This window comes from Ramlibacter alkalitolerans (assembly GCF_016722765.1).
Lineage (GTDB): Bacteria > Pseudomonadota > Gammaproteobacteria > Burkholderiales > Burkholderiaceae_C > Ramlibacter > Ramlibacter alkalitolerans.
Genome location: NZ_JAEQND010000016.1, coordinates 66,267 through 81,834 on the forward strand (window position 1 = coordinate 66,267; position 15,568 = coordinate 81,834).

Consider the following 15,568-nt stretch of genomic DNA (forward strand, 5'->3'; position numbering starts at 1 on the left):
GCAGCACGTTCAGGTCTTGGCCAGCCCCAGTTTCGCCAGCTTCATCCGCAGGCCCACGCGCGTGAGCCCCAGTTCGCCGGCCACGCGCGTCTTGTTGCCCTGGTGGCGCTCCATCGCCTGCCCGATCAGTCGCGCTTCCACCCGCTCGACGTGCTCGCGCAGCAGGCCTGCGGCGGCCGGCGCGGCGGGCCCTGCGTCGCCACGCTCCAGCGCCAGGCGCCCCATTTCCTGCTGCAGGTGCCACACCTGCGCGGCGCCGAGCAGCGTCAGCAGCAGTTGCCCGGGGCGCCAGGGCTTGGGCAGGTACTGCCAGAGGCCGGCTGCGGCCATGCCGCGCACGACGTCTTCAGCGTCCTCGGGATCGCAGAGGAGGATGCGAAGCGTGTCCGGCCAGCGGGCCCGCACGGTGCGCAGGAAGTCCAGCCCCGACAGGCCCGGCATGCGCTGCTCGCACACCACGATGGGCAGGCACGCCTGCTCCAGCAGCAGCAGGCCCTGCTCGCCGCAGCGGGCCGTGAAGATCTCGAAGCGGTCGTGCAGCGCGCCGCGCAGCGCGTCGAGCGGGGCCGGTTCAAGACCCACGAGCAAGGCGGCGTCGCACGGGGCGCGGATCACGTTCATGGCGGGCAATCTACGCAGGCGGCCTGCGGCCTTCCTTGCGCTGCGTCAAGCGCGCTCGGCGCAGCGCCGCCGCCGTGGCGCGCCAGCCTCCGGCACGTCGCTTCAGCTGACGTGCGGATCGCTCGGGCGGGTGTTCTCCTTCCACGCCGCCTCGCGGGCTTGCGCGCCTTTCCGGACGGCGGCCAGGTAAGCCTCGGGCACTTCGCCGGGGCGCGCTTCGCGCACGCGGAAGGCGCGCTTGCGGGCCGGCAGCGCGGGCAGCGGTTGGACGGGCAGCGGTTCGACCGGCAGCGGCGGCAGCAGGTCGCCCAGTTCCTGCTCGGCCTCGCGGGCGAGCGACCACGCCAGGGCGACCCCGGCCACGGCGACCACGCCGGTGAGTGCGACGCTCAGGGCCAGCAGGCCGGAGCCGAGTCGCAGCAGGCTGTACGCGGCCACCCCGGTGAGGACGAGCAGCACCGCGGCGAGCACGCCCACCAGCGGGCCGGGGCGCAGCAGACTCTTCATCGCAGCCTCCCTGGAATCGGGGAAACGATCCTAGCGCCAAGCCCAGTCGAGTGGAACAGGAGGGGGACCGCCGGCTGCGGATCACGGGGATTTCCTACGAACCATCCTGCGGCCGGGATCCCCAACGGGCATGGACATTGCAAACACCTTCATCCTCTGGGTGCTCGGCTCCGCAGCTTTCCTCGGCGTCGCCGCGCTCGTGCAGAAGCGCACCCACCGCGAGCGCGAGCTCGCCCAGCAAAGCAGCAACCACGCCTCCTGACCGCCGCCCCGCGCGGCCGCTGCCACCGGGCCGGAAAGGCGGCTGCGTCCTACATGGCTGGTGCTGGCCCTGACCGACAGTGATGGCAGGGCTTACAGAGGGAAACAAGGCCATGAAGGAAAACCTGAGCATCCTCGAAGCGGTCGGCGGCCTGGGCAGCGATACCGCCATGGAGCGGATGATCCTGGCGCGCGAACTGCCCAAGCGGACCATCGCACTGGTCCTGGCCGGCGGCCGTGGCTCGCGCCTGATGGACCTGACCGACCGGCGCGCCAAGCCGGCGGTCTATTTCGGCGGCAAGTTCCGCATCATCGATTTCGCGCTCTCCAACTGCATCAACTCCGGCATCCGGCGCATCGGCGTGCTGACGCAATACAAGTCGCACTCGCTGCTGCGCCACCTGCAGCGCGGCTGGAACTTCCTGCAGGGTGCGCACAACGAGTTCATCGACCTGCTGCCGGCGCAGCAGCGCGTGAACGAGGCCTTCTGGTACCGCGGCACCGCCGACGCGATCACGCAGAACATCGACATCCTGCGCGCCTACGAGCCCGAGTACATCCTGGTGCTCGCCGGCGACCACATCTACAAGCAGGACTATTCGCTGATGCTGCTCGATCACGTGGAGAGCCGGGCGAAGGTCACCGTCGGCTGCATCGAGGTGCCGCGCATGGAAGCCACGGCGCTGGGCGTGATGCACGTGGACGAACACCGGCGCATCACCGATTTCCTGGAGAAGCCGAAGGACCCGCCGGCCATCCCCGGCAAGCCGGACCGCGCCCTGGGCAGCATGGGCATCTACGTGTTCGACGCCGAGTACCTGTACAAGCTGCTCGAGGACGACCTGCACGACGACAAGTCGGAGCACGATTTCGGCAAGAACCTGATCCCGAAGATCGTCGGCGACGGCGGCGCCATCGCGCACCCGCTGAACCTCTCCAGCATTCCGGCCCACACGCGCAACAAGCCGTACTGGCGCGACGTCGGCACGGTGGACGCGTTCTGGGCCGCCAACCTGGACCTCGCCGGCGACATGCCGGAGCTGAACCTGTACGACAAGGACTGGCCGGTCTGGACCTACCAGGAGCAACTGCCGCCGGCGAAGTTCGTGCCGGACGAGCGCGGCCTGAACGGCGAAACCTCCAACGTGCTGATCTCCGGCGGCTGCATCGTGGTGGGCTCCAACATCCGGCGCTCGGTGCTGTTCTCCAACGTCAAGGTGCTGTCCTGCTGCACGATCAGCGAGGCGGTGATCATGCCGGACTGCGTGATCGGCCGCGGCGCGCGCCTGTCCGGGGTGGTGATCGACCGCGGCTGCACGATCCCCGACGGCATGGTGATCGGCGAGGACGCCGAGACCGACAGCCAGCGCTTCCACCGCAGCGAGACGGGCGTGGTGCTGGTCACCAAGGAGATGCTCGATCGCCTGCCGCCGGCCGCGTGAGGCACGGGAGAGCGGGGTCTGGTAAAACCCCGCTCTCCTTGCGATGAATCCCGACGCTAGCCAGATCTGGACCGCCCCGCGCTGGGCGCTCGCCCTCCTGCTTGCCCTGCTGGGCATGCTGGGGCCATTCTCGATCGACACCTACATCCCGGCTTTCTCCGGCATCGCGCGGGCGCTGCAGGCCACGCCGGTGCAGATGCAGCAGACCCTGTCTGCTTACCTCTTCGGGTTCGCGTTCATGAACCTGTTCCACGGCGCGCTGGCGGACAGCTTCGGCCGGCGGCCGGTGGTGCTGTGGGGGATCGCGGTCTTTACGCTCGCATCGGTCGGCTGCGCGCTGTCGGAGAGCATCGGCTCGCTGGTGTTCTTCCGCGCGGTGCAGGGCCTGTGCAGCGGCGCGGGCTGGGTGGTTTCGCGCGCGGTGATCCGCGACATGTTCCCGCCCGAGCAGGCGCAGAAGGTCATGAGCCAGGTGACGATCTACTTCGGCGTCGCGCCTGCCGTCGCGCCCGTGGTCGGCGGCTGGCTGTTCGTGCATGCCGGCTGGCACAGCATCTTCTGGTTCCTGACCGGCGTGGGCGTCTTCCTGTGGGTCGCCAACTACCGCCTGCTGCCCGAGACGCTGCACGTCACGCAGCGCCAGGCCTTCAACGTGCGCAACCTGATGCGCGGCTACTGGCAACTCGGCGCGAGCCCGCGCTTCCTGCTGCTGGCGCTGGCGAGCGGCATTCCCTTCAACGGCATGTTCCTGTACGTGCTGTCGGCGCCGGCCTTCCTGGGCGAGCACCTGAAGCTCCAACCCACGCAGTTCTTCTGGTTCTTCCTGCTGACGATCAGCGGAATCATGGCCGGCTCCTTTGCCAGCGGACGCCTGGCCGGTCGCATCCAGCCGATGACGCAGATCCGCTGGGGCTTCGTCGTGATGTTCTTCGTCTCGATCGCCAACGTGGCGGCCAACTTCCTGTTCACGCCGCACGTGCGCTGGGCGCTGATCCCGATCGCGCTGTTCTCGTTCGGTTGGGCCTTGATGGTGCCGGTCGTCACGCTGCTGGTGCTGGACCTCTACCCGGCCCGGCGCGGGATGGCCTCGTCGCTGCAGGCCTTCATCGGCTCCGCCGCCAACGGCTTCGTCGCCGGCGCGATCGCGCCGCTGGTGATGGACTCGACCCGGGCGCTGAGCGTGGCCTCGCTCGCGATGATGAGCATCGGGCTGGTGGCGTGGGTGCTGGTGAAGAAGAAGTGGCCGGAGACGGGGCGCTTGCAGGCGCAACCCGTCTAGCCGGCGCCTTCGCGCGTCAGGCGCGCGCCAACCGCGGCAAACGGCCGGCGAGTTGCCGGCACGGTTGTTCCACCACGTAGTAGGTCAGCGTGGAAACGACGGTGGCTGCCGCGGCGATGAGCAGGAAGGCCGAGAGGCCGCCTCCCTCCACGCCCATCATCGCCTTCAGGGGAAAGTGCGAGAGGTAGACGCCATAGCTGATCGCCCCCAGGAACAACGCCACCCTGTTGGTGAAGAGAGCGCGGCAGATGACGCTTTGCCCGGAGCCGATGCAGATCAGCGCAAAGGTGACCACCGAGACGGCAATGAAGGGGTCGATCCGGTCAGGCGGCACGAACACGTACGCCACCGCAGCGGCAAGCACGATTGCAATGGACACGTCCCCTGCGGGTCTGCGGATCTTGTAGGCGCAGACACCGAGACAATACGAAAAGACGTAGGGCAGCGGGCTCCAGCGGATCGCGAGCGCCGCGTCGTCCGGGGAAAGCGGAAGAAAACGACCGAGTTCGCGCACCGCGAGGTAGGCGCAGAAGGATGCGACGAGGGCGACCGGCACCCCAAGCCGATGACGCATGATCAGCCGGAACAGGAAGGGCAGCACGAGGTACCAGAACACCTCCACCGGAATCGACCATTCGACGCCCAACACCGAGTTCGCCACCCGGTAATCGAGAAAGCTCAGGAAGGACAGGTGCATGAACCAGTTGTACGGGTCGAGGTGGACCCTGAACTGGTGGCCCCAGTAGGACAATCCGGCGGTCGCCGCGGCAATCAGCAGCCACACGTAGTACAGCGGCGCGATGCGCAGCAGCCGGCGTGCCAGGTACTCAGGATAGGAAGCGGACGCGTTGTAGCTCGCCGCCACGCTGAACCCGGAGATCACGAAGAAGACGTAGACACCGGTCGCGCCGAGGCCTGCGATGTGCTGGCCGAGGCTTCCGAGCTGCCGCAGGCCGGCGCCGCCGCTATGGACCAGGATCACGGCGAACGCGGCATACGCGCGCAGGCCGGTGATGAAATCCGTGTCCCCGTAGGACTTCCAAGGGTGCATCGTCGAATGCTAGCAGTCAGGGCTGACGCGGCTGGGTGCCTGGCCGCGCAGCGCTGCCCTCTCCCTTGAGGGAGAGGGCCCGAGCCAGCTTACCGGCCGCTGCGCGAGGCGCGCGCGCCGCCGCCGTAGTCGCGGTGCTGGCCGCCGCCGTTGTCACGCCCGCCGAAGCCGCCGTCGCGGCGATCGAAGGACTTGGCGCCGAAGCCGGAGTGCTTGCCGTAGCCGTTGGACGGACGACGCTCGCCCGGACGACCCGGCTTGCCGCCGAAGCCGGTCCGCGCCGGCGGACGCTGCTCGAAGCGCTGCTTCGGCTCCAGGCCCGGGATGGTGTGGGCGTCGAAGCGCTGCTTGCTGTAATGCTCGATGTCGCCGATGCGGCGGCGGTCGCGGAATTCCGCGAAGGTCACGGCCAGGCCGTCGCGGCCGGCGCGGCCGGTGCGGCCGATGCGGTGCGTGTAGTCCTCGCTCTTCATCGGCAGGCCGTAGTTGAACACGTGCGAGATCGACGGCACGTCGATGCCGCGCGCGGCCACATCGGTCGCCACCAGGAACTGGATCTGGCCGCGGCGCAGCGCCATCAGGCGCCGGTTGCGCAGGCCCTGCGACAGGTCGCCGTGCAGCGACACGGCGGCGAAGCCGGCCTGCTGCAGGTCTTCGGCGAGGGCGTCGCACTCGACCTTCGTGCTGGCGAAGACGATCGCCTGCTCGATGCTCGTGTCGCGCAGCCAGTGATCCAGCAGCTGGCGCTTGTGCTGGGCGTTGTCGGCCCAGAACAGCTTCTGCTCGATGTTGGCGTGCTTCTCCTGCTGCGAATCGATCTCCAGGCGGCGCGGCTGGCGCATCACGCGGGTGGCGAGCTGCTGCACGCGCGGCGCGAAGGTGGCCGAGAACATCATCGTCTGGTGGCGGTTCGCGGTGAGCTGGTGCACTTCCGCCAGGTCCTCGGCGAAACCGAGGTCCAGCATGCGGTCCGCTTCATCGACCACCAGGAACTGCACCTTGTCCAGCTTGATCTGGCCGGAGCGCTGCAGGTCCAGCAGGCGGCCCGGCGTGGCGACCACGAGGTCGGCGTTCTGCAGCTTGGCGATCTGCATCTGGTAGGGCATGCCGCCCACCACGTTGGCGATGCGCAGGCCGCGGCAGTGCTTCACCAGGTCGATGGCGTCGCTGGCGACCTGCTGCGCGAGTTCGCGCGTCGGGCACAGCACCAGCGCGCCGGGCGTGGCGGCCTTGAAGTGGCGCGGGCTCAGCGGATTGCGGCGCGCGCGCTTGGCGGGGGCTTCGCCGCGGGCGACAGCGTCGAGGCGCGATTGTTCCTCGGCGGCCGCTTCGGCGGCGTTCTGCGCCAGCAGCGTATTGAGCACCGGCAGCAGGAAGGCCGCGGTCTTGCCGCTGCCCGTCTGGCTGGAGACCATCAGGTCGTTGACGGAGGCGCCGGCCGCATCCTGCGCCATGGCCAGGCCGATGGCCTGCTGCTGCACGTTGGTCGGCTGCGTGAAGCCGAGATCGGCGACCGCGGCGAGGAGTTCGGGGGCGAGGCCCAGCGCGGCGAAGCCGTTGGTCTGGGGGGTGGTGTCTTGCTCTTGCAGGAGTTCGGTCATGAAAAAGTCCATGCGACGCTGCCCGAAGCGGGTGCGCCGTCGTCGAAAGGGTTGGGATACATCAACCGTTCCAACGACAAACAGGACTTTCGGCCTGCGGCCCATTGCGCTCCGAAAGGAGCAGGCCAGTGCAAGAAGGCGGATGCGCGATTCAGCCGCGAAGTTGCGGCGAAAGACGGATTATCGCAGGTTTCTCGTTTTCCCGCATGGGGAGCCGAAAAGCCGCAAGCTTCAGGGTCCCAGCTTCAGGAAGTGCTCCCGGTAGTGCGCCAGTTCGTCGATCGACTCGTGCACGTCGGCCAGCGCGGTGTGCAGCTGGCGCTTCTTGAACGAGGCATAGACCTCCGGCCGCCAGCGGCGCGACAGTTCCTTGAGCGTGCTCACGTCGAGGTTGCGGTAGTGGAACCAGGCCTCCAGCTTCGGCATGTACTTCACCAGGAAGCGCCGATCCTGCCCGATGCTGTTGCCGCACATCGGGCTGCCGTTCTTCGGCACGTAGCGGGCCAGGAAGTCCAGGATCTGCTGCTCCGCGTCGGCTTCGGTGGTGGTGGAGGCGCGCACCCGCTCCGTCAGGCCGCTCTTGCCGTGGGTGCCCTTGTTCCAGGCATCCATCAGGTCCAGTTGCGCATCGGTCTGGTGGATCGCCAGCTCCGGGCCCTCGATGCGCGGCTCCAGCGCCGGGCCGGTGACAACCACGGCGATCTCGATGATGCGGTCCCGCTCCGGGTCGAGCCCGGTCATTTCACAGTCGAGCCAGATGAGGTTCTGGTCGCTCTTGGCCAGCGTCGCTGGCGGCGTTTCGGATGCGTCGGCCATGGCGCCCATTCTCGCCCATGCCCTAAGATCCCGGACATGCAAGCCTCCGCCGCGCTGACCTTCGCGTTCGCCGCCTTCCTCCTCGCCGGCCTGGTCGTGAAGTTCTGGCTTTCCACGCGCCAGGTGCGCTTCGTGGCGCAGCATCGCAACCAGGTGCCGGACGCCTTTGCCGGCACCGTTTCGCTGCGGGCGCACCAGAAGGCGGCCGATTACACCGTGGCCAAGTCGCGCCTCGGCCTGCTCGAAACCGCGTTCGGTGGCGCGGTGCTGCTCGGGTGGACGCTGCTGGGCGGCCTCGACACATTGAACCAGGCGCTGGTGCAGTGGCTGGGCACGGGCATGATCCAGCAACTGGTGCTGCTCGCCTGCTTCGCCGCCATCAGCGGGCTGCTGGACCTGCCCTTCTCGCTCTACCAGACCTTCGTGGTGGAGCAGCGCTTCGGCTTCAACAAGATGACGTGGAAGCTGTGGCTGGCCGACATGGTCAAGGGCACGGTGCTGGGCGCGCTGATCGGCCTGCCGATCGCGGCACTGATCCTGTGGCTGATGGGTGCCGCCGGCCCCTGGTGGTGGCTGTGGGCCTGGGCCGTGTGGATGGGGTTCAACCTGCTGCTGCTGGTGGTCTATCCGACCTTCATCGCGCCGCTGTTCAACAAGTTCCAGCCGCTCGAGGACGAGACGCTGAAGGCGCGCGTGACGGCGCTGATGCAGCGCTGCGGCTTCGCGGCCAAAGGCCTGTTCGTGATGGACGGCAGCAAGCGCAGCGCCCACGCGAATGCGTATTTCACCGGCTTCGGCGCCGCCAAGCGCGTGGTGTTCTACGACACCTTGCTGGCCAAGCTCTCGCCCGGTGAGGTCGATGCGGTGCTGGCCCACGAGCTGGGTCACTTCAAGCACAAGCATATCGTCAAGCGCATCGTCGCCATGTTCGCGCTGAGCCTGCTCGGTTTCGCTTTGCTCGGGTGGCTCGCCACCCGCGTCTGGTTCTACAGCGGGCTGGGCGTGGTGCCCAACCTCGACGGCCGCAACGACGCGCTGGCGCTGCTGCTGTTCATGCTGGCGGTGCCCGTCTTCACCTACTTCGTCTCGCCGCTGATGGCGCAGTTCTCGCGCCGCCACGAGTTCGAGGCCGATGCCTTCGCGGCCACGCAGACCAGCGGCCGCGACCTGGGCAACGCGCTGCTGAAGCTGTACGAGGACAACGCCTCGACGCTGACGCCCGATCCGGTGTTCGTGAAGTTCTACTACTCGCACCCGCCCGCCTCCGAACGGCTCGCCCGCCTCGGCGCGGGAGCAGCCGCATGAGGGCCCGCCTTGGCTGAGGCCGCCGCCCAGCCGGGACTGGTCGTCGCGAGCCACGGCCGCCACTGCCTGGTGGAGTCGCCCGACGGCACGCGCCGCCTGTGCCACGGCCGCGGCAAGAAGAGCCAGGCCGTGGTCGGTGACCGCGTGAAGTGGCAGACCAGCGGCGACGAAGGCGTGGTCGTCGCGGTGGAGCCGCGCCACAACCTGTTCTATCGCCAGGACGAGATCCGCACCAAGTCCTTCGCCGCCAACCTCGACCTGGTGCTGGTGCTGATCGCCGCCGAGCCCGAGTTCTCCGAGATGCAGCTGGCGCGCGCGCTCATCGCCGCCGAAGCGGAGCACATCGCGCCGCTGATCGCCTTGAACAAGAGCGACCTGGTCGAGCCTTTCGAGCGCGCCTGGGCCCGGCTCATGCCGTACCAGCACATGGGCTACGGTGTGCTGCCGCTGTCGCTGCGCATGTCGGGGGACACGGACCACGAGCACCTGCTCAAGCACCTGCACGGCAAGACCACGCTGGTGCTCGGCCCCTCCGGCGCCGGCAAGAGCACGCTGATCAACCTGCTGGCGCCGCAGGCGCGCGCGTTGACGGGCGAGATCTCGCAGGCGCTGAACTCGGGGCGCCACACGACGACGGCGACGACCTGGTACTGGGTCGACGAAGAACGCAGCACCGGCCTCATCGATTCGCCGGGCTTCCAGGAATTCGGCCTGCACCACATCGACAGGATGCAGCTCGCCGGGCTGATGCCGGACTTCAGGCCGCACGTGGCAGGCTGCAAGTTCTACAACTGCACCCACCTGCACGAGCCCGGCTGCGGCGTCATCGCGGCCGTCGCGCAGGAGCCGGGCGCGCCTGCAACGCAGATCGCGCCGAGCCGCTACCGCATCTACCGCACGCTCTTCGAGGAGCTGTCACAAGCCCGTTACTAGGCTCAGCCCTTGAGCCTGCCGGCGCCGCCCTCACCTGGGGACAAAGGGGGCAAGCCACAATGAGCCAGCTGCACGTCGTCTGTCCGCACTGCCACACCACGAACCGCGTTCGCGAGGCGGACCTGGAGCACGCGCCCGATTGCGGCAGCTGCCATGAGGCCCTGTTCACCGCCCATCCGGTGAACCTGAGCGCGACCGCCTTCGAGCGGCACATCACGCGCAGCGACCTCCCGGTGCTGGTGGACTTCTGGGCGCCGCGGTGCGGCCCCTGCCGCATGATGGCGCCGGCCTTCGAACAGGCCGCCACCACCCTCGGGCCGCGCGTGCAGCTGGTGAAGGTGAACACCGACGAGGCGCAGGGCCTGGGCGCGCGGCTGAACATCCGCAGCATTCCGACCATCGCCCTGTTCGTCGGCGGGCGCGAGGTGGCGCGCCAAGCCGGCGCGATGGGCGCGAGCGACATCGTGAAGTGGACGCGGGCGCAGCTGGTGCGGGCGACGACGGCGGTCTAGGTTTTTCGCAGCTTGTCGCGGTTTTCGTAGGCTGGCGGTGAGCCGCGCAGCGCGCGAACCCCAGCGTTCGGGGAGCACTTGATCGCTGGGGTTCCGGCGCTTCGCGCGTCACCGCCAGCCTACGAGCGACGCTAGCCTAGTAGACGCGCCAGCGTCAACAACGCCAGCAACACCATCCACAACACCACCGAGCGCCACACCAGGCCGACGATGCTGCGCAAGTGCGCGACCTCCGCCTCGCGGCCCGGCGTGCTCGCCGTGCCCAGGGGCGGCTCGGCGCCCATGCCGGCGGTCTGGAAGCCCTGCGAGCCGGTGGGCGCGAACACCGGCTTGAGCGTTTCGCCGCCCAGGCGCACGTTCACCGCACCGGAGGTGGCTGCAAGGATCACGCCGTCGTTGTCGTTCGGGAAGCGCTGCGCGTAGTTGCGCCAGCAGTCGATCGCTTCCTCGAAGCTGCCGACCACCGCGAACGCGATGGCGGTGATGCGCGCCGGCAGCCAGTCCACCGCCGTCCAGGCGCGCGCGGCCGCCGATTGCAGGGCCTCGCTGGCGGGCTGCAGCTGCATGCGGCTGCGATAGCGCCAGTAGCGCGCCACGAATTCGGCCATGCGGTACAGCACCGCGCCGGCCGGCCCCAGGCCGAAGGCGGCCAGGATCGAGAACCAGGCCAGCACGCCGAACACGTGGCGGTGCGCGGCCAGCACCGAGTACTCGATCACGTGGCGCACGATCTCGCTGCGCGGGAGTTCACTCGCATCGACGCGCTGCCACTGCGCCAGCAACTGGCGCGCGCGCGTCTCGTCGCCGGCCTCGAGCGCGTCGCGGATCGCGGTGAAATGGTGGCTGAACTGGCGAAAGCCCAGGGTGACGTACAGGACCAGCACGCTCCACACCATGGCCGCGGGCCATCCGAGCGTGAGCGCCAGGGCCCAGTGGATGCCGAGCGCGAGCAGCGCCGGCGCGGCCACCGCGAGCAGCCAGCTCACCCAGCCATGCTGCGGCTTGCCGGCGTCGAAGTTGCTGCTCACCCAGCGCGCCCACACGCGCAAGCCGGTGTGGATCGCGTTGTGCGCTCCCAGCGGACGCACCTGCTCGATCAGTAGCGCGAACAGGATCGCGAAGAAGCTCATGGCCCCGGATGATAACGGGGCGGTTCAGGGGCCCTTCAGGCGGCCAGGAACCGGTACAGGTTGCGCAGCATCCCCGCCGTGGCCCCCCAGATGAAACGCTCGCGCCCGGCCTCGTCGCGGTACGGCATCGAGAACCACTCGCGCCGCGTGCCGCTGAATTCGATCGCATGGCGGCGATGGTGGGCCGGGTTCATGAGGAAATCGAGGGGCACCTCGAAGGCGTCGTCGACCTCGTGCGCGTTGAGCGCCAGGTGGTAGTCCGCGTGCACGAGGGCGATCACCGGCGTGACGATGAACATCGTGCCGGTGGTGTACGTGGGCAGCATGCCCAGCACTTCGGCCAGCGAGCGGTCGAGGCCGATCTCCTCGTGGGCTTCGCGCAAGGCCGTATCGGCCGCATCGACGTCCGTGTCGTCGCGCTTGCCGCCCGGGAAGGCGACCTGCCCCGAATGCGTGGACAGGTGCGCGGTGCGCTGCGTGAGCAGCACCATGGGACGTTCGCGCATCACCACCGGCACCAGCACCGCGGCCGCGGCCGTCTTGCGGTCGGTGAAGCGCGGCTCGTCGCGCAGCTCCGGCTCCCACACCGGCGGCCAGGCGAAACGCTGGCGCAGCGCCTCGGGCGTCAGCCGCTGCGCATCGACGGCCGGCAGGTGGTCGTCGCGGGCGACGACCGGCACCTCGCGCGGGTCGAAATTGGGCAGCTTCGACAGCGGCGTGTCCGGCGGGATGGCGGCGGAAGGATCGATGGGCGGCATGGGGGCGGCAGGAAAAGAAAAACCGCCGCGAGCTCTTCGAGCCGGCGGCGGTTGTTCGCGAGGGCGCTGCGTTTACTCCGCGGCAGGCGCCTTCTCGCGGTGGGCCAGCTTTTCCTTGATGCGGGCCGACTTGCCGGAGCGCTCGCGCAGGTAGTACAGCTTGGCGCGGCGCACGTCGCCGCGGCGCTTGACTTCGACGCCGGCGATCAGCGGGCTGTAGGTCTGGAACGTGCGCTCCACGCCTTCACCGCTGGAGATCTTGCGCACCGTGAAGGCGCTGTTCAGACCGCGGTTGCGCTTGGCGATCACCACGCCTTCGTAGGCCTGCACGCGCTTGCGGTTGCCTTCGACGACGTTCACCGAGACGATGACGGTATCGCCGGGGGCGAAGGCCGGGATGTTCTTGCCCAGGCGGGCGATTTCCTCTTGTTCGAGGGTCTGGATCAGGTTCATGGCTGCCTCAGCGATCTTGCCCGCGCTGCACCGCAACGCGAAAGGCGTTGCTTCTGGCTGTGTCCTGGCTTCGCTGCATCCACAGGGGAAAGCGGCTCGGACGGCCGGGTAGAGGATCGGAAAACCCGCGATTATAGCGTGCGCAGGAAATCCTCGTCGGCGCGGGTCAGCCGGCCGGCGGCACGGGCGGCGGAAAGCAGGTCCGGCCGGTGCCGGGCGGTGATCGCCAGCCGCTGCGTGCGCCGCCAGTCGGCGATGCGGGCATGGTGGCCGGAAAGCAGTTCTTCCGGCACCTTCAGCCCGTTCCATTCTTCCGGACGGGTGTAGTGCGGGCAATCGAGCAGGCCGTCCAGCGCCGGATTGAAGCTGTCTTCCTGGTGGCTGCCGGCGTCGTTGAGCACGCCGGGCTGCAGGCGGGCCACGGCGTCCAGCAGCGCCATGGCGGCGATTTCGCCACCGGACAGCACGAAGTCGCCCAGGCTCAGCTGCAGGTCGACCTCGGTATCGACGAAGCGCTGGTCGACGCCTTCGTAGCGGCCGCACAGCAGGACGGCGCCGGCACCGGCGGACCAGCGCTCGACGCCCGCATGGTCGAGCCGCTCGCCGATGGGGGAAAAAAGCACGACCGGCGCAGCGTCGTCGCGGTCCGCCTTCACGGCGGCCAGGCAGCGCGCCAGGGGCTCGGCCAGCATCACCATCCCGGGACCGCCGCCGAACGGACGGTCGTCGACGCGCCGGTAGTTGCCCTCGGCGTAGTCTCGCAACTGCCACAGGCGCACGTCGACCTGCCTCGTCTCGAACGCGCGGCGCGTCACGCCGGCGGCCAGGAAGGGCGCGAACAGTTCCGGAAACAGGGTGACGACGTCGAAGCGCATGTTCGACTCAATAGTCGGCCTGCCAGTCGACCTCGATGCGGCGGGCGTGCAGGTCGACCTTGTCGACGTAGGCACTCACGAAGGGCAGCATGCGTTCCTGCGGCTTGCCGCCCTCCTCGTATTCCACCACCAGCACCGTCTGCGGGCCGGTGGACATGAGGTCCTTGACGCGGCCCAGGTGCACGCCCTCGCGGTTGAACACCTCCAGGCCGAGCAGGTCGACCCAGTAGAACTCGTCCTCGGGGGCGGTGGGGAAGGAGGAGCGGGGCACGAAGATGCGCGCGCCCTTGAGCAGTTCGGCGGTGGCGCGGTCCTCGATGCCGTCGACGCGCGCCACGATGGAGTCGGAGTGCTCCTTGGCCTCGCGCACGCGCAGCAGCAGCGTGCCGGCGAACGCCTGCGGCCCGCGCTCGGTGGGCTGCAGGTACCAGCGCTTGGTGGAGAACAGCGCCTGCGGATCGGCGCTGTGGGGCAGGACCTTGAACCAGCCCCTGACGCCCCAGGCGTCGAGGATGCGCCCGACTTCGATGGCATCCGCGGGCAGTTCCGCGGGCTCGATGTCCGAAGGCAGCCTCGGCGCTGCCGGACCGCCGGGCGCGGCCAATCGAAACCTCAAGCCGCGGCGGCGGCGGGGGCTTCGGCAGCGGCGGCCGGCGCCTGGCCCGCGGCGTCCTTCAGCAGGCGCTCGACGGTCGGGGAGGCCTGGGCGCCCACGCCGCGCCAGTACGTCAGGCGGTCCTGCGCGATGCGCAGCTTCTCTTCGCCGTCCTTGGCGACCGGGTTGTAGAAACCCAGGCGCTCGATGAAGCGGCCGTCACGGCGCACGCGCTTGTCGGCGACGACGATGTTGTAGAACGGACGGTGCTTGGCGCCGCCGCGGGAGAGTCGGATCACGACCATGATTTATCCTTCGGGTGGATGAGCGCTCCATCCCGGAGCGCAATGAATTTTTTCCCGGCGTTGAGACACGCGACTTGACCACCCGGCCAGCGACACGCCGAAAAGCCCGCGATTATAACTTCTTCTTCCCTATGCTGAATTTGCGGCCGAGCACCGAAGCCGACGTCCCGGCGATCACCGCCATCTATGCCCACCACGTCCTGCACGGAACCGGCACCTTCGAGACCACGGCGCCCGCCGAGGCCGAGATGGCGGCGCGCCGCGCCGACGTTCTTGCCAAGGGCCTGCCCTACCTGGTGGCCGACCAGGGCGGGCGGGTGCTGGGCTTTGCCTACTGCCAGTGGTTCAAGCCGCGGCCGGCCTATCGCTTCTCCGCCGAGGACTCGATCTACCTCGACCCCGACGCGGCCGGCCAGCGCATCGGCAACAAGCTCCTGGGCGAACTGACCCGCCAAGCCGAGGCCGTGGGCCTGCGCAAGCTGATCGCCGTGATCGGCGACTCCGACAACGTGCGCTCGATCGGCGTGCACCGCGCCGTGGGCTTCCGCCATGTCGGCACGATCGAATCCTGCGGCTGGAAATTCGGCCGCTGGCTGGACATCGTGCTGATGGAGAAATCGCTCGGCGAGGGCAACCGCACGGCACCCGAGCCGCAGCCGAAGTGAAGAGCAAGACGCTGGCGGCGTGGCTCGCCTTCCTGGGCGGCCCGCTGGGGCTGCACCGCTTCTACCTGCACGGATTCGGCGACTGGATCGGCTGGCTGCTGCCGATCCCCACCGCGCTGGGCCTCTACGGCGTGGAGCGGGTGCAGCAGTTCGGGCAGGACGACGTCCTGAGCTGGTGGCTGGTTCCGCTGCTGGGCTTCACGATCGCCGGCTGCTGCCTCAACGCGATCGTGTACGGCCTCATGCCCACGGAGAAGTGGAACGCCCGCTTCAACGCCGCTGCGGCGCCGGAAGCGGAGTCCGGCGCCACGCACTGGGGAACGGTGTTCGCCATCGCGCTGTCGCTGGCGATCGGCGCCGGGGTGCTGATGGCGAGCCTCGCCTTCAGCTTCCAGCGCTATTTCGAGGTCCAGGTGGAGGAAGGGCGGCGGATCAGCGAGTAGGCGCGGAGAAGGGGCG

At 68.9% G+C, this 15,568-nt stretch carries 19 protein-coding genes; 8 read left to right on the top strand and 11 right to left on the bottom strand.

Features of this window, described 5'->3' with window-relative positions; all coding sequences use genetic code 11:
- Window positions 1-9 precede the first annotated feature (9 nt).
- Both JI746_RS24100 and JI746_RS24105 read right to left on the bottom strand, forming a co-directional pair.
- On the bottom strand, window positions 10-621 hold the full coding sequence (locus tag JI746_RS24100) for a DNA-binding response regulator (RefSeq protein WP_201692842.1): 612 nt from the start codon (window positions 619-621) through the stop codon (window positions 10-12).
- A gap of 102 nt (window positions 622-723) precedes the next feature.
- Window positions 724-1,128: a hypothetical protein gene (locus JI746_RS24105; RefSeq protein ID WP_201692843.1), complete on the bottom strand. Its 405-nt coding sequence runs from the start codon at window positions 1,126-1,128 to the stop codon at window positions 724-726.
- 130 nt (window positions 1,129-1,258) lie between these two features.
- Here JI746_RS24105 and JI746_RS28095 point away from each other — a divergent pair, with 130 nt between their 5' ends.
- From JI746_RS28095 to JI746_RS24115, 3 genes are all read left to right on the top strand, one after another.
- Window positions 1,259-1,390 (top strand): hypothetical protein, encoded by a 132-nt coding sequence (locus tag JI746_RS28095; RefSeq protein WP_269129498.1) that lies wholly within the window; start codon window positions 1,259-1,261, stop codon window positions 1,388-1,390.
- 178 nt (window positions 1,391-1,568) lie between these two features.
- Window positions 1,569-2,831, top strand: coding sequence for a glucose-1-phosphate adenylyltransferase (gene glgC / locus JI746_RS24110; RefSeq protein WP_201692912.1), 1,263 nt, complete (start codon window positions 1,569-1,571; stop codon window positions 2,829-2,831).
- Window positions 2,832-2,874: 43 nt separating this feature from the next.
- Window positions 2,875-4,110: a multidrug effflux MFS transporter gene (locus tag JI746_RS24115; RefSeq protein ID WP_201692844.1), complete on the top strand. Its 1,236-nt coding sequence runs from the start codon at window positions 2,875-2,877 to the stop codon at window positions 4,108-4,110.
- A 16-nt stretch (window positions 4,111-4,126) separates the two neighbouring features.
- Here the strand turns inward: JI746_RS24115 and JI746_RS24120 are convergent, their stop codons facing one another.
- The 3 genes from JI746_RS24120 to orn all read right to left on the bottom strand — a co-directional run bounded on the left by JI746_RS24120 (window position 4,127) and on the right by orn (window position 7,587).
- Entirely contained in the window at window positions 4,127-5,161 is a 1,035-nt protein-coding gene (locus tag JI746_RS24120) for an acyltransferase family protein (RefSeq protein WP_201692845.1), read from the bottom strand.
- An 89-nt stretch (window positions 5,162-5,250) separates the two neighbouring features.
- Window positions 5,251-6,762, bottom strand: a complete 1,512-nt coding sequence (locus JI746_RS24125) for a DEAD/DEAH box helicase (RefSeq protein WP_236600089.1) — start codon at window positions 6,760-6,762, stop codon at window positions 5,251-5,253.
- A gap of 231 nt (window positions 6,763-6,993) precedes the next feature.
- The gene (gene orn, locus JI746_RS24130) at window positions 6,994-7,587 is read right to left on the bottom strand and encodes an oligoribonuclease (protein WP_408004125.1); all 594 of its coding nucleotides are present in this window, start codon (window positions 7,585-7,587) and stop codon (window positions 6,994-6,996) included.
- A 27-nt stretch (window positions 7,588-7,614) separates the two neighbouring features.
- Here orn and JI746_RS24135 point away from each other — a divergent pair, with 27 nt between their 5' ends.
- Genes JI746_RS24135 through trxC form a run of 3 tightly spaced genes read left to right on the top strand, consistent with a single transcriptional unit; the run spans window position 7,615 to window position 10,328 of the window.
- Complete coding sequence (locus JI746_RS24135; protein ID WP_201692848.1) at window positions 7,615-8,883, top strand: M48 family metallopeptidase; 1,269 nt, start codon at window positions 7,615-7,617, stop codon at window positions 8,881-8,883.
- Between the two features lie 9 nt (window positions 8,884-8,892).
- Window positions 8,893-9,816, top strand: coding sequence for a ribosome small subunit-dependent GTPase A (gene rsgA / locus JI746_RS24140; protein WP_201692849.1), 924 nt, complete (start codon window positions 8,893-8,895; stop codon window positions 9,814-9,816).
- 59 nt (window positions 9,817-9,875) lie between these two features.
- Window positions 9,876-10,328, top strand: a complete 453-nt coding sequence (trxC, locus tag JI746_RS24145; protein ID WP_201692850.1) for a thioredoxin TrxC — start codon at window positions 9,876-9,878, stop codon at window positions 10,326-10,328.
- 131 nt (window positions 10,329-10,459) lie between these two features.
- On the opposite strand, the gene JI746_RS24150 is transcribed toward trxC, so the two are convergent.
- The 6 genes from JI746_RS24150 to rpsP form a co-directional block, all read right to left on the bottom strand.
- On the bottom strand, window positions 10,460-11,458 hold the full coding sequence (locus JI746_RS24150) for a CobD/CbiB family protein (RefSeq protein ID WP_201692851.1): 999 nt from the start codon (window positions 11,456-11,458) through the stop codon (window positions 10,460-10,462).
- Between the two features lie 35 nt (window positions 11,459-11,493).
- Complete coding sequence (locus tag JI746_RS24155; RefSeq protein WP_201692852.1) at window positions 11,494-12,216, bottom strand: CoA pyrophosphatase; 723 nt, start codon at window positions 12,214-12,216, stop codon at window positions 11,494-11,496.
- Window positions 12,217-12,288: 72 nt separating this feature from the next.
- Window positions 12,289-12,669 (bottom strand): 50S ribosomal protein L19, encoded by a 381-nt coding sequence (gene rplS / locus JI746_RS24160; protein WP_201692853.1) that lies wholly within the window; start codon window positions 12,667-12,669, stop codon window positions 12,289-12,291.
- A 131-nt stretch (window positions 12,670-12,800) separates the two neighbouring features.
- Window positions 12,801-13,544, bottom strand: a complete 744-nt coding sequence (gene trmD / locus JI746_RS24165; protein ID WP_201692854.1) for a tRNA (guanosine(37)-N1)-methyltransferase TrmD — start codon at window positions 13,542-13,544, stop codon at window positions 12,801-12,803.
- A gap of 7 nt (window positions 13,545-13,551) precedes the next feature.
- Entirely contained in the window at window positions 13,552-14,148 is a 597-nt protein-coding gene (gene rimM, locus JI746_RS24170; RefSeq protein WP_236600090.1) for a ribosome maturation factor RimM, read from the bottom strand.
- An 8-nt stretch (window positions 14,149-14,156) separates the two neighbouring features.
- A complete protein-coding gene (rpsP, locus tag JI746_RS24175; RefSeq protein ID WP_201692855.1) occupies window positions 14,157-14,444 on the bottom strand; it encodes a 30S ribosomal protein S16 in 288 nt (95 codons plus the stop codon).
- Window positions 14,445-14,575: 131 nt separating this feature from the next.
- On the opposite strand from rpsP, the gene JI746_RS24180 reads away from it, so the two are divergent.
- Complete coding sequence (locus JI746_RS24180) at window positions 14,576-15,109, top strand: GNAT family N-acetyltransferase (protein ID WP_201692856.1); 534 nt, start codon at window positions 14,576-14,578, stop codon at window positions 15,107-15,109.
- Window positions 15,106-15,552: a TM2 domain-containing protein gene (locus JI746_RS24185; protein ID WP_201692857.1), complete on the top strand. Its 447-nt coding sequence runs from the start codon at window positions 15,106-15,108 to the stop codon at window positions 15,550-15,552. The genes JI746_RS24180 and JI746_RS24185 overlap by 4 nt, the downstream gene beginning before the upstream one ends.
- Window positions 15,553-15,568 lie beyond the last annotated feature (16 nt).

What these genes read in the sequence shown, in the direction of transcription:
- JI746_RS24100 (WP_201692842.1), bottom strand. Translation starts at nt 621, where the DNA reads ATGAACGTGATCCGCGCCCCGTGCGACGCCGCCTTGCTCGTGGGTCTT.
- JI746_RS24105 (WP_201692843.1), bottom strand. Translation starts at nt 1,128, where the DNA reads ATGAAGAGTCTGCTGCGCCCCGGCCCGCTGGTGGGCGTGCTCGCCGCG.
- JI746_RS28095 (WP_269129498.1), top strand. Translation starts at nt 1,259, where the DNA reads ATGGACATTGCAAACACCTTCATCCTCTGGGTGCTCGGCTCCGCAGCT.
- glgC (WP_201692912.1), top strand. Translation starts at nt 1,569, where the DNA reads ATGATCCTGGCGCGCGAACTGCCCAAGCGGACCATCGCACTGGTCCTG.
- JI746_RS24115 (WP_201692844.1), top strand. Translation starts at nt 2,875, where the DNA reads ATGAATCCCGACGCTAGCCAGATCTGGACCGCCCCGCGCTGGGCGCTC.
- JI746_RS24120 (WP_201692845.1), bottom strand. Translation starts at nt 5,161, where the DNA reads ATGCACCCTTGGAAGTCCTACGGGGACACGGATTTCATCACCGGCCTG.
- JI746_RS24125 (WP_236600089.1), bottom strand. Translation starts at nt 6,762, where the DNA reads ATGACCGAACTCCTGCAAGAGCAAGACACCACCCCCCAGACCAACGGC.
- orn (WP_408004125.1), bottom strand. Translation starts at nt 7,587, where the DNA reads ATGGGCGCCATGGCCGACGCATCCGAAACGCCGCCAGCGACGCTGGCC.
- JI746_RS24135 (WP_201692848.1), top strand. Translation starts at nt 7,615, where the DNA reads ATGCAAGCCTCCGCCGCGCTGACCTTCGCGTTCGCCGCCTTCCTCCTC.
- trxC (WP_201692850.1), top strand. Translation starts at nt 9,876, where the DNA reads ATGAGCCAGCTGCACGTCGTCTGTCCGCACTGCCACACCACGAACCGC.
- JI746_RS24150 (WP_201692851.1), bottom strand. Translation starts at nt 11,458, where the DNA reads ATGAGCTTCTTCGCGATCCTGTTCGCGCTACTGATCGAGCAGGTGCGT.
- JI746_RS24155 (WP_201692852.1), bottom strand. Translation starts at nt 12,216, where the DNA reads ATGCCGCCCATCGATCCTTCCGCCGCCATCCCGCCGGACACGCCGCTG.
- rplS (WP_201692853.1), bottom strand. Translation starts at nt 12,669, where the DNA reads ATGAACCTGATCCAGACCCTCGAACAAGAGGAAATCGCCCGCCTGGGC.
- trmD (WP_201692854.1), bottom strand. Translation starts at nt 13,544, where the DNA reads ATGCGCTTCGACGTCGTCACCCTGTTTCCGGAACTGTTCGCGCCCTTC.
- rpsP (WP_201692855.1), bottom strand. Translation starts at nt 14,444, where the DNA reads ATGGTCGTGATCCGACTCTCCCGCGGCGGCGCCAAGCACCGTCCGTTC.
- JI746_RS24180 (WP_201692856.1), top strand. Translation starts at nt 14,576, where the DNA reads ATGCTGAATTTGCGGCCGAGCACCGAAGCCGACGTCCCGGCGATCACC.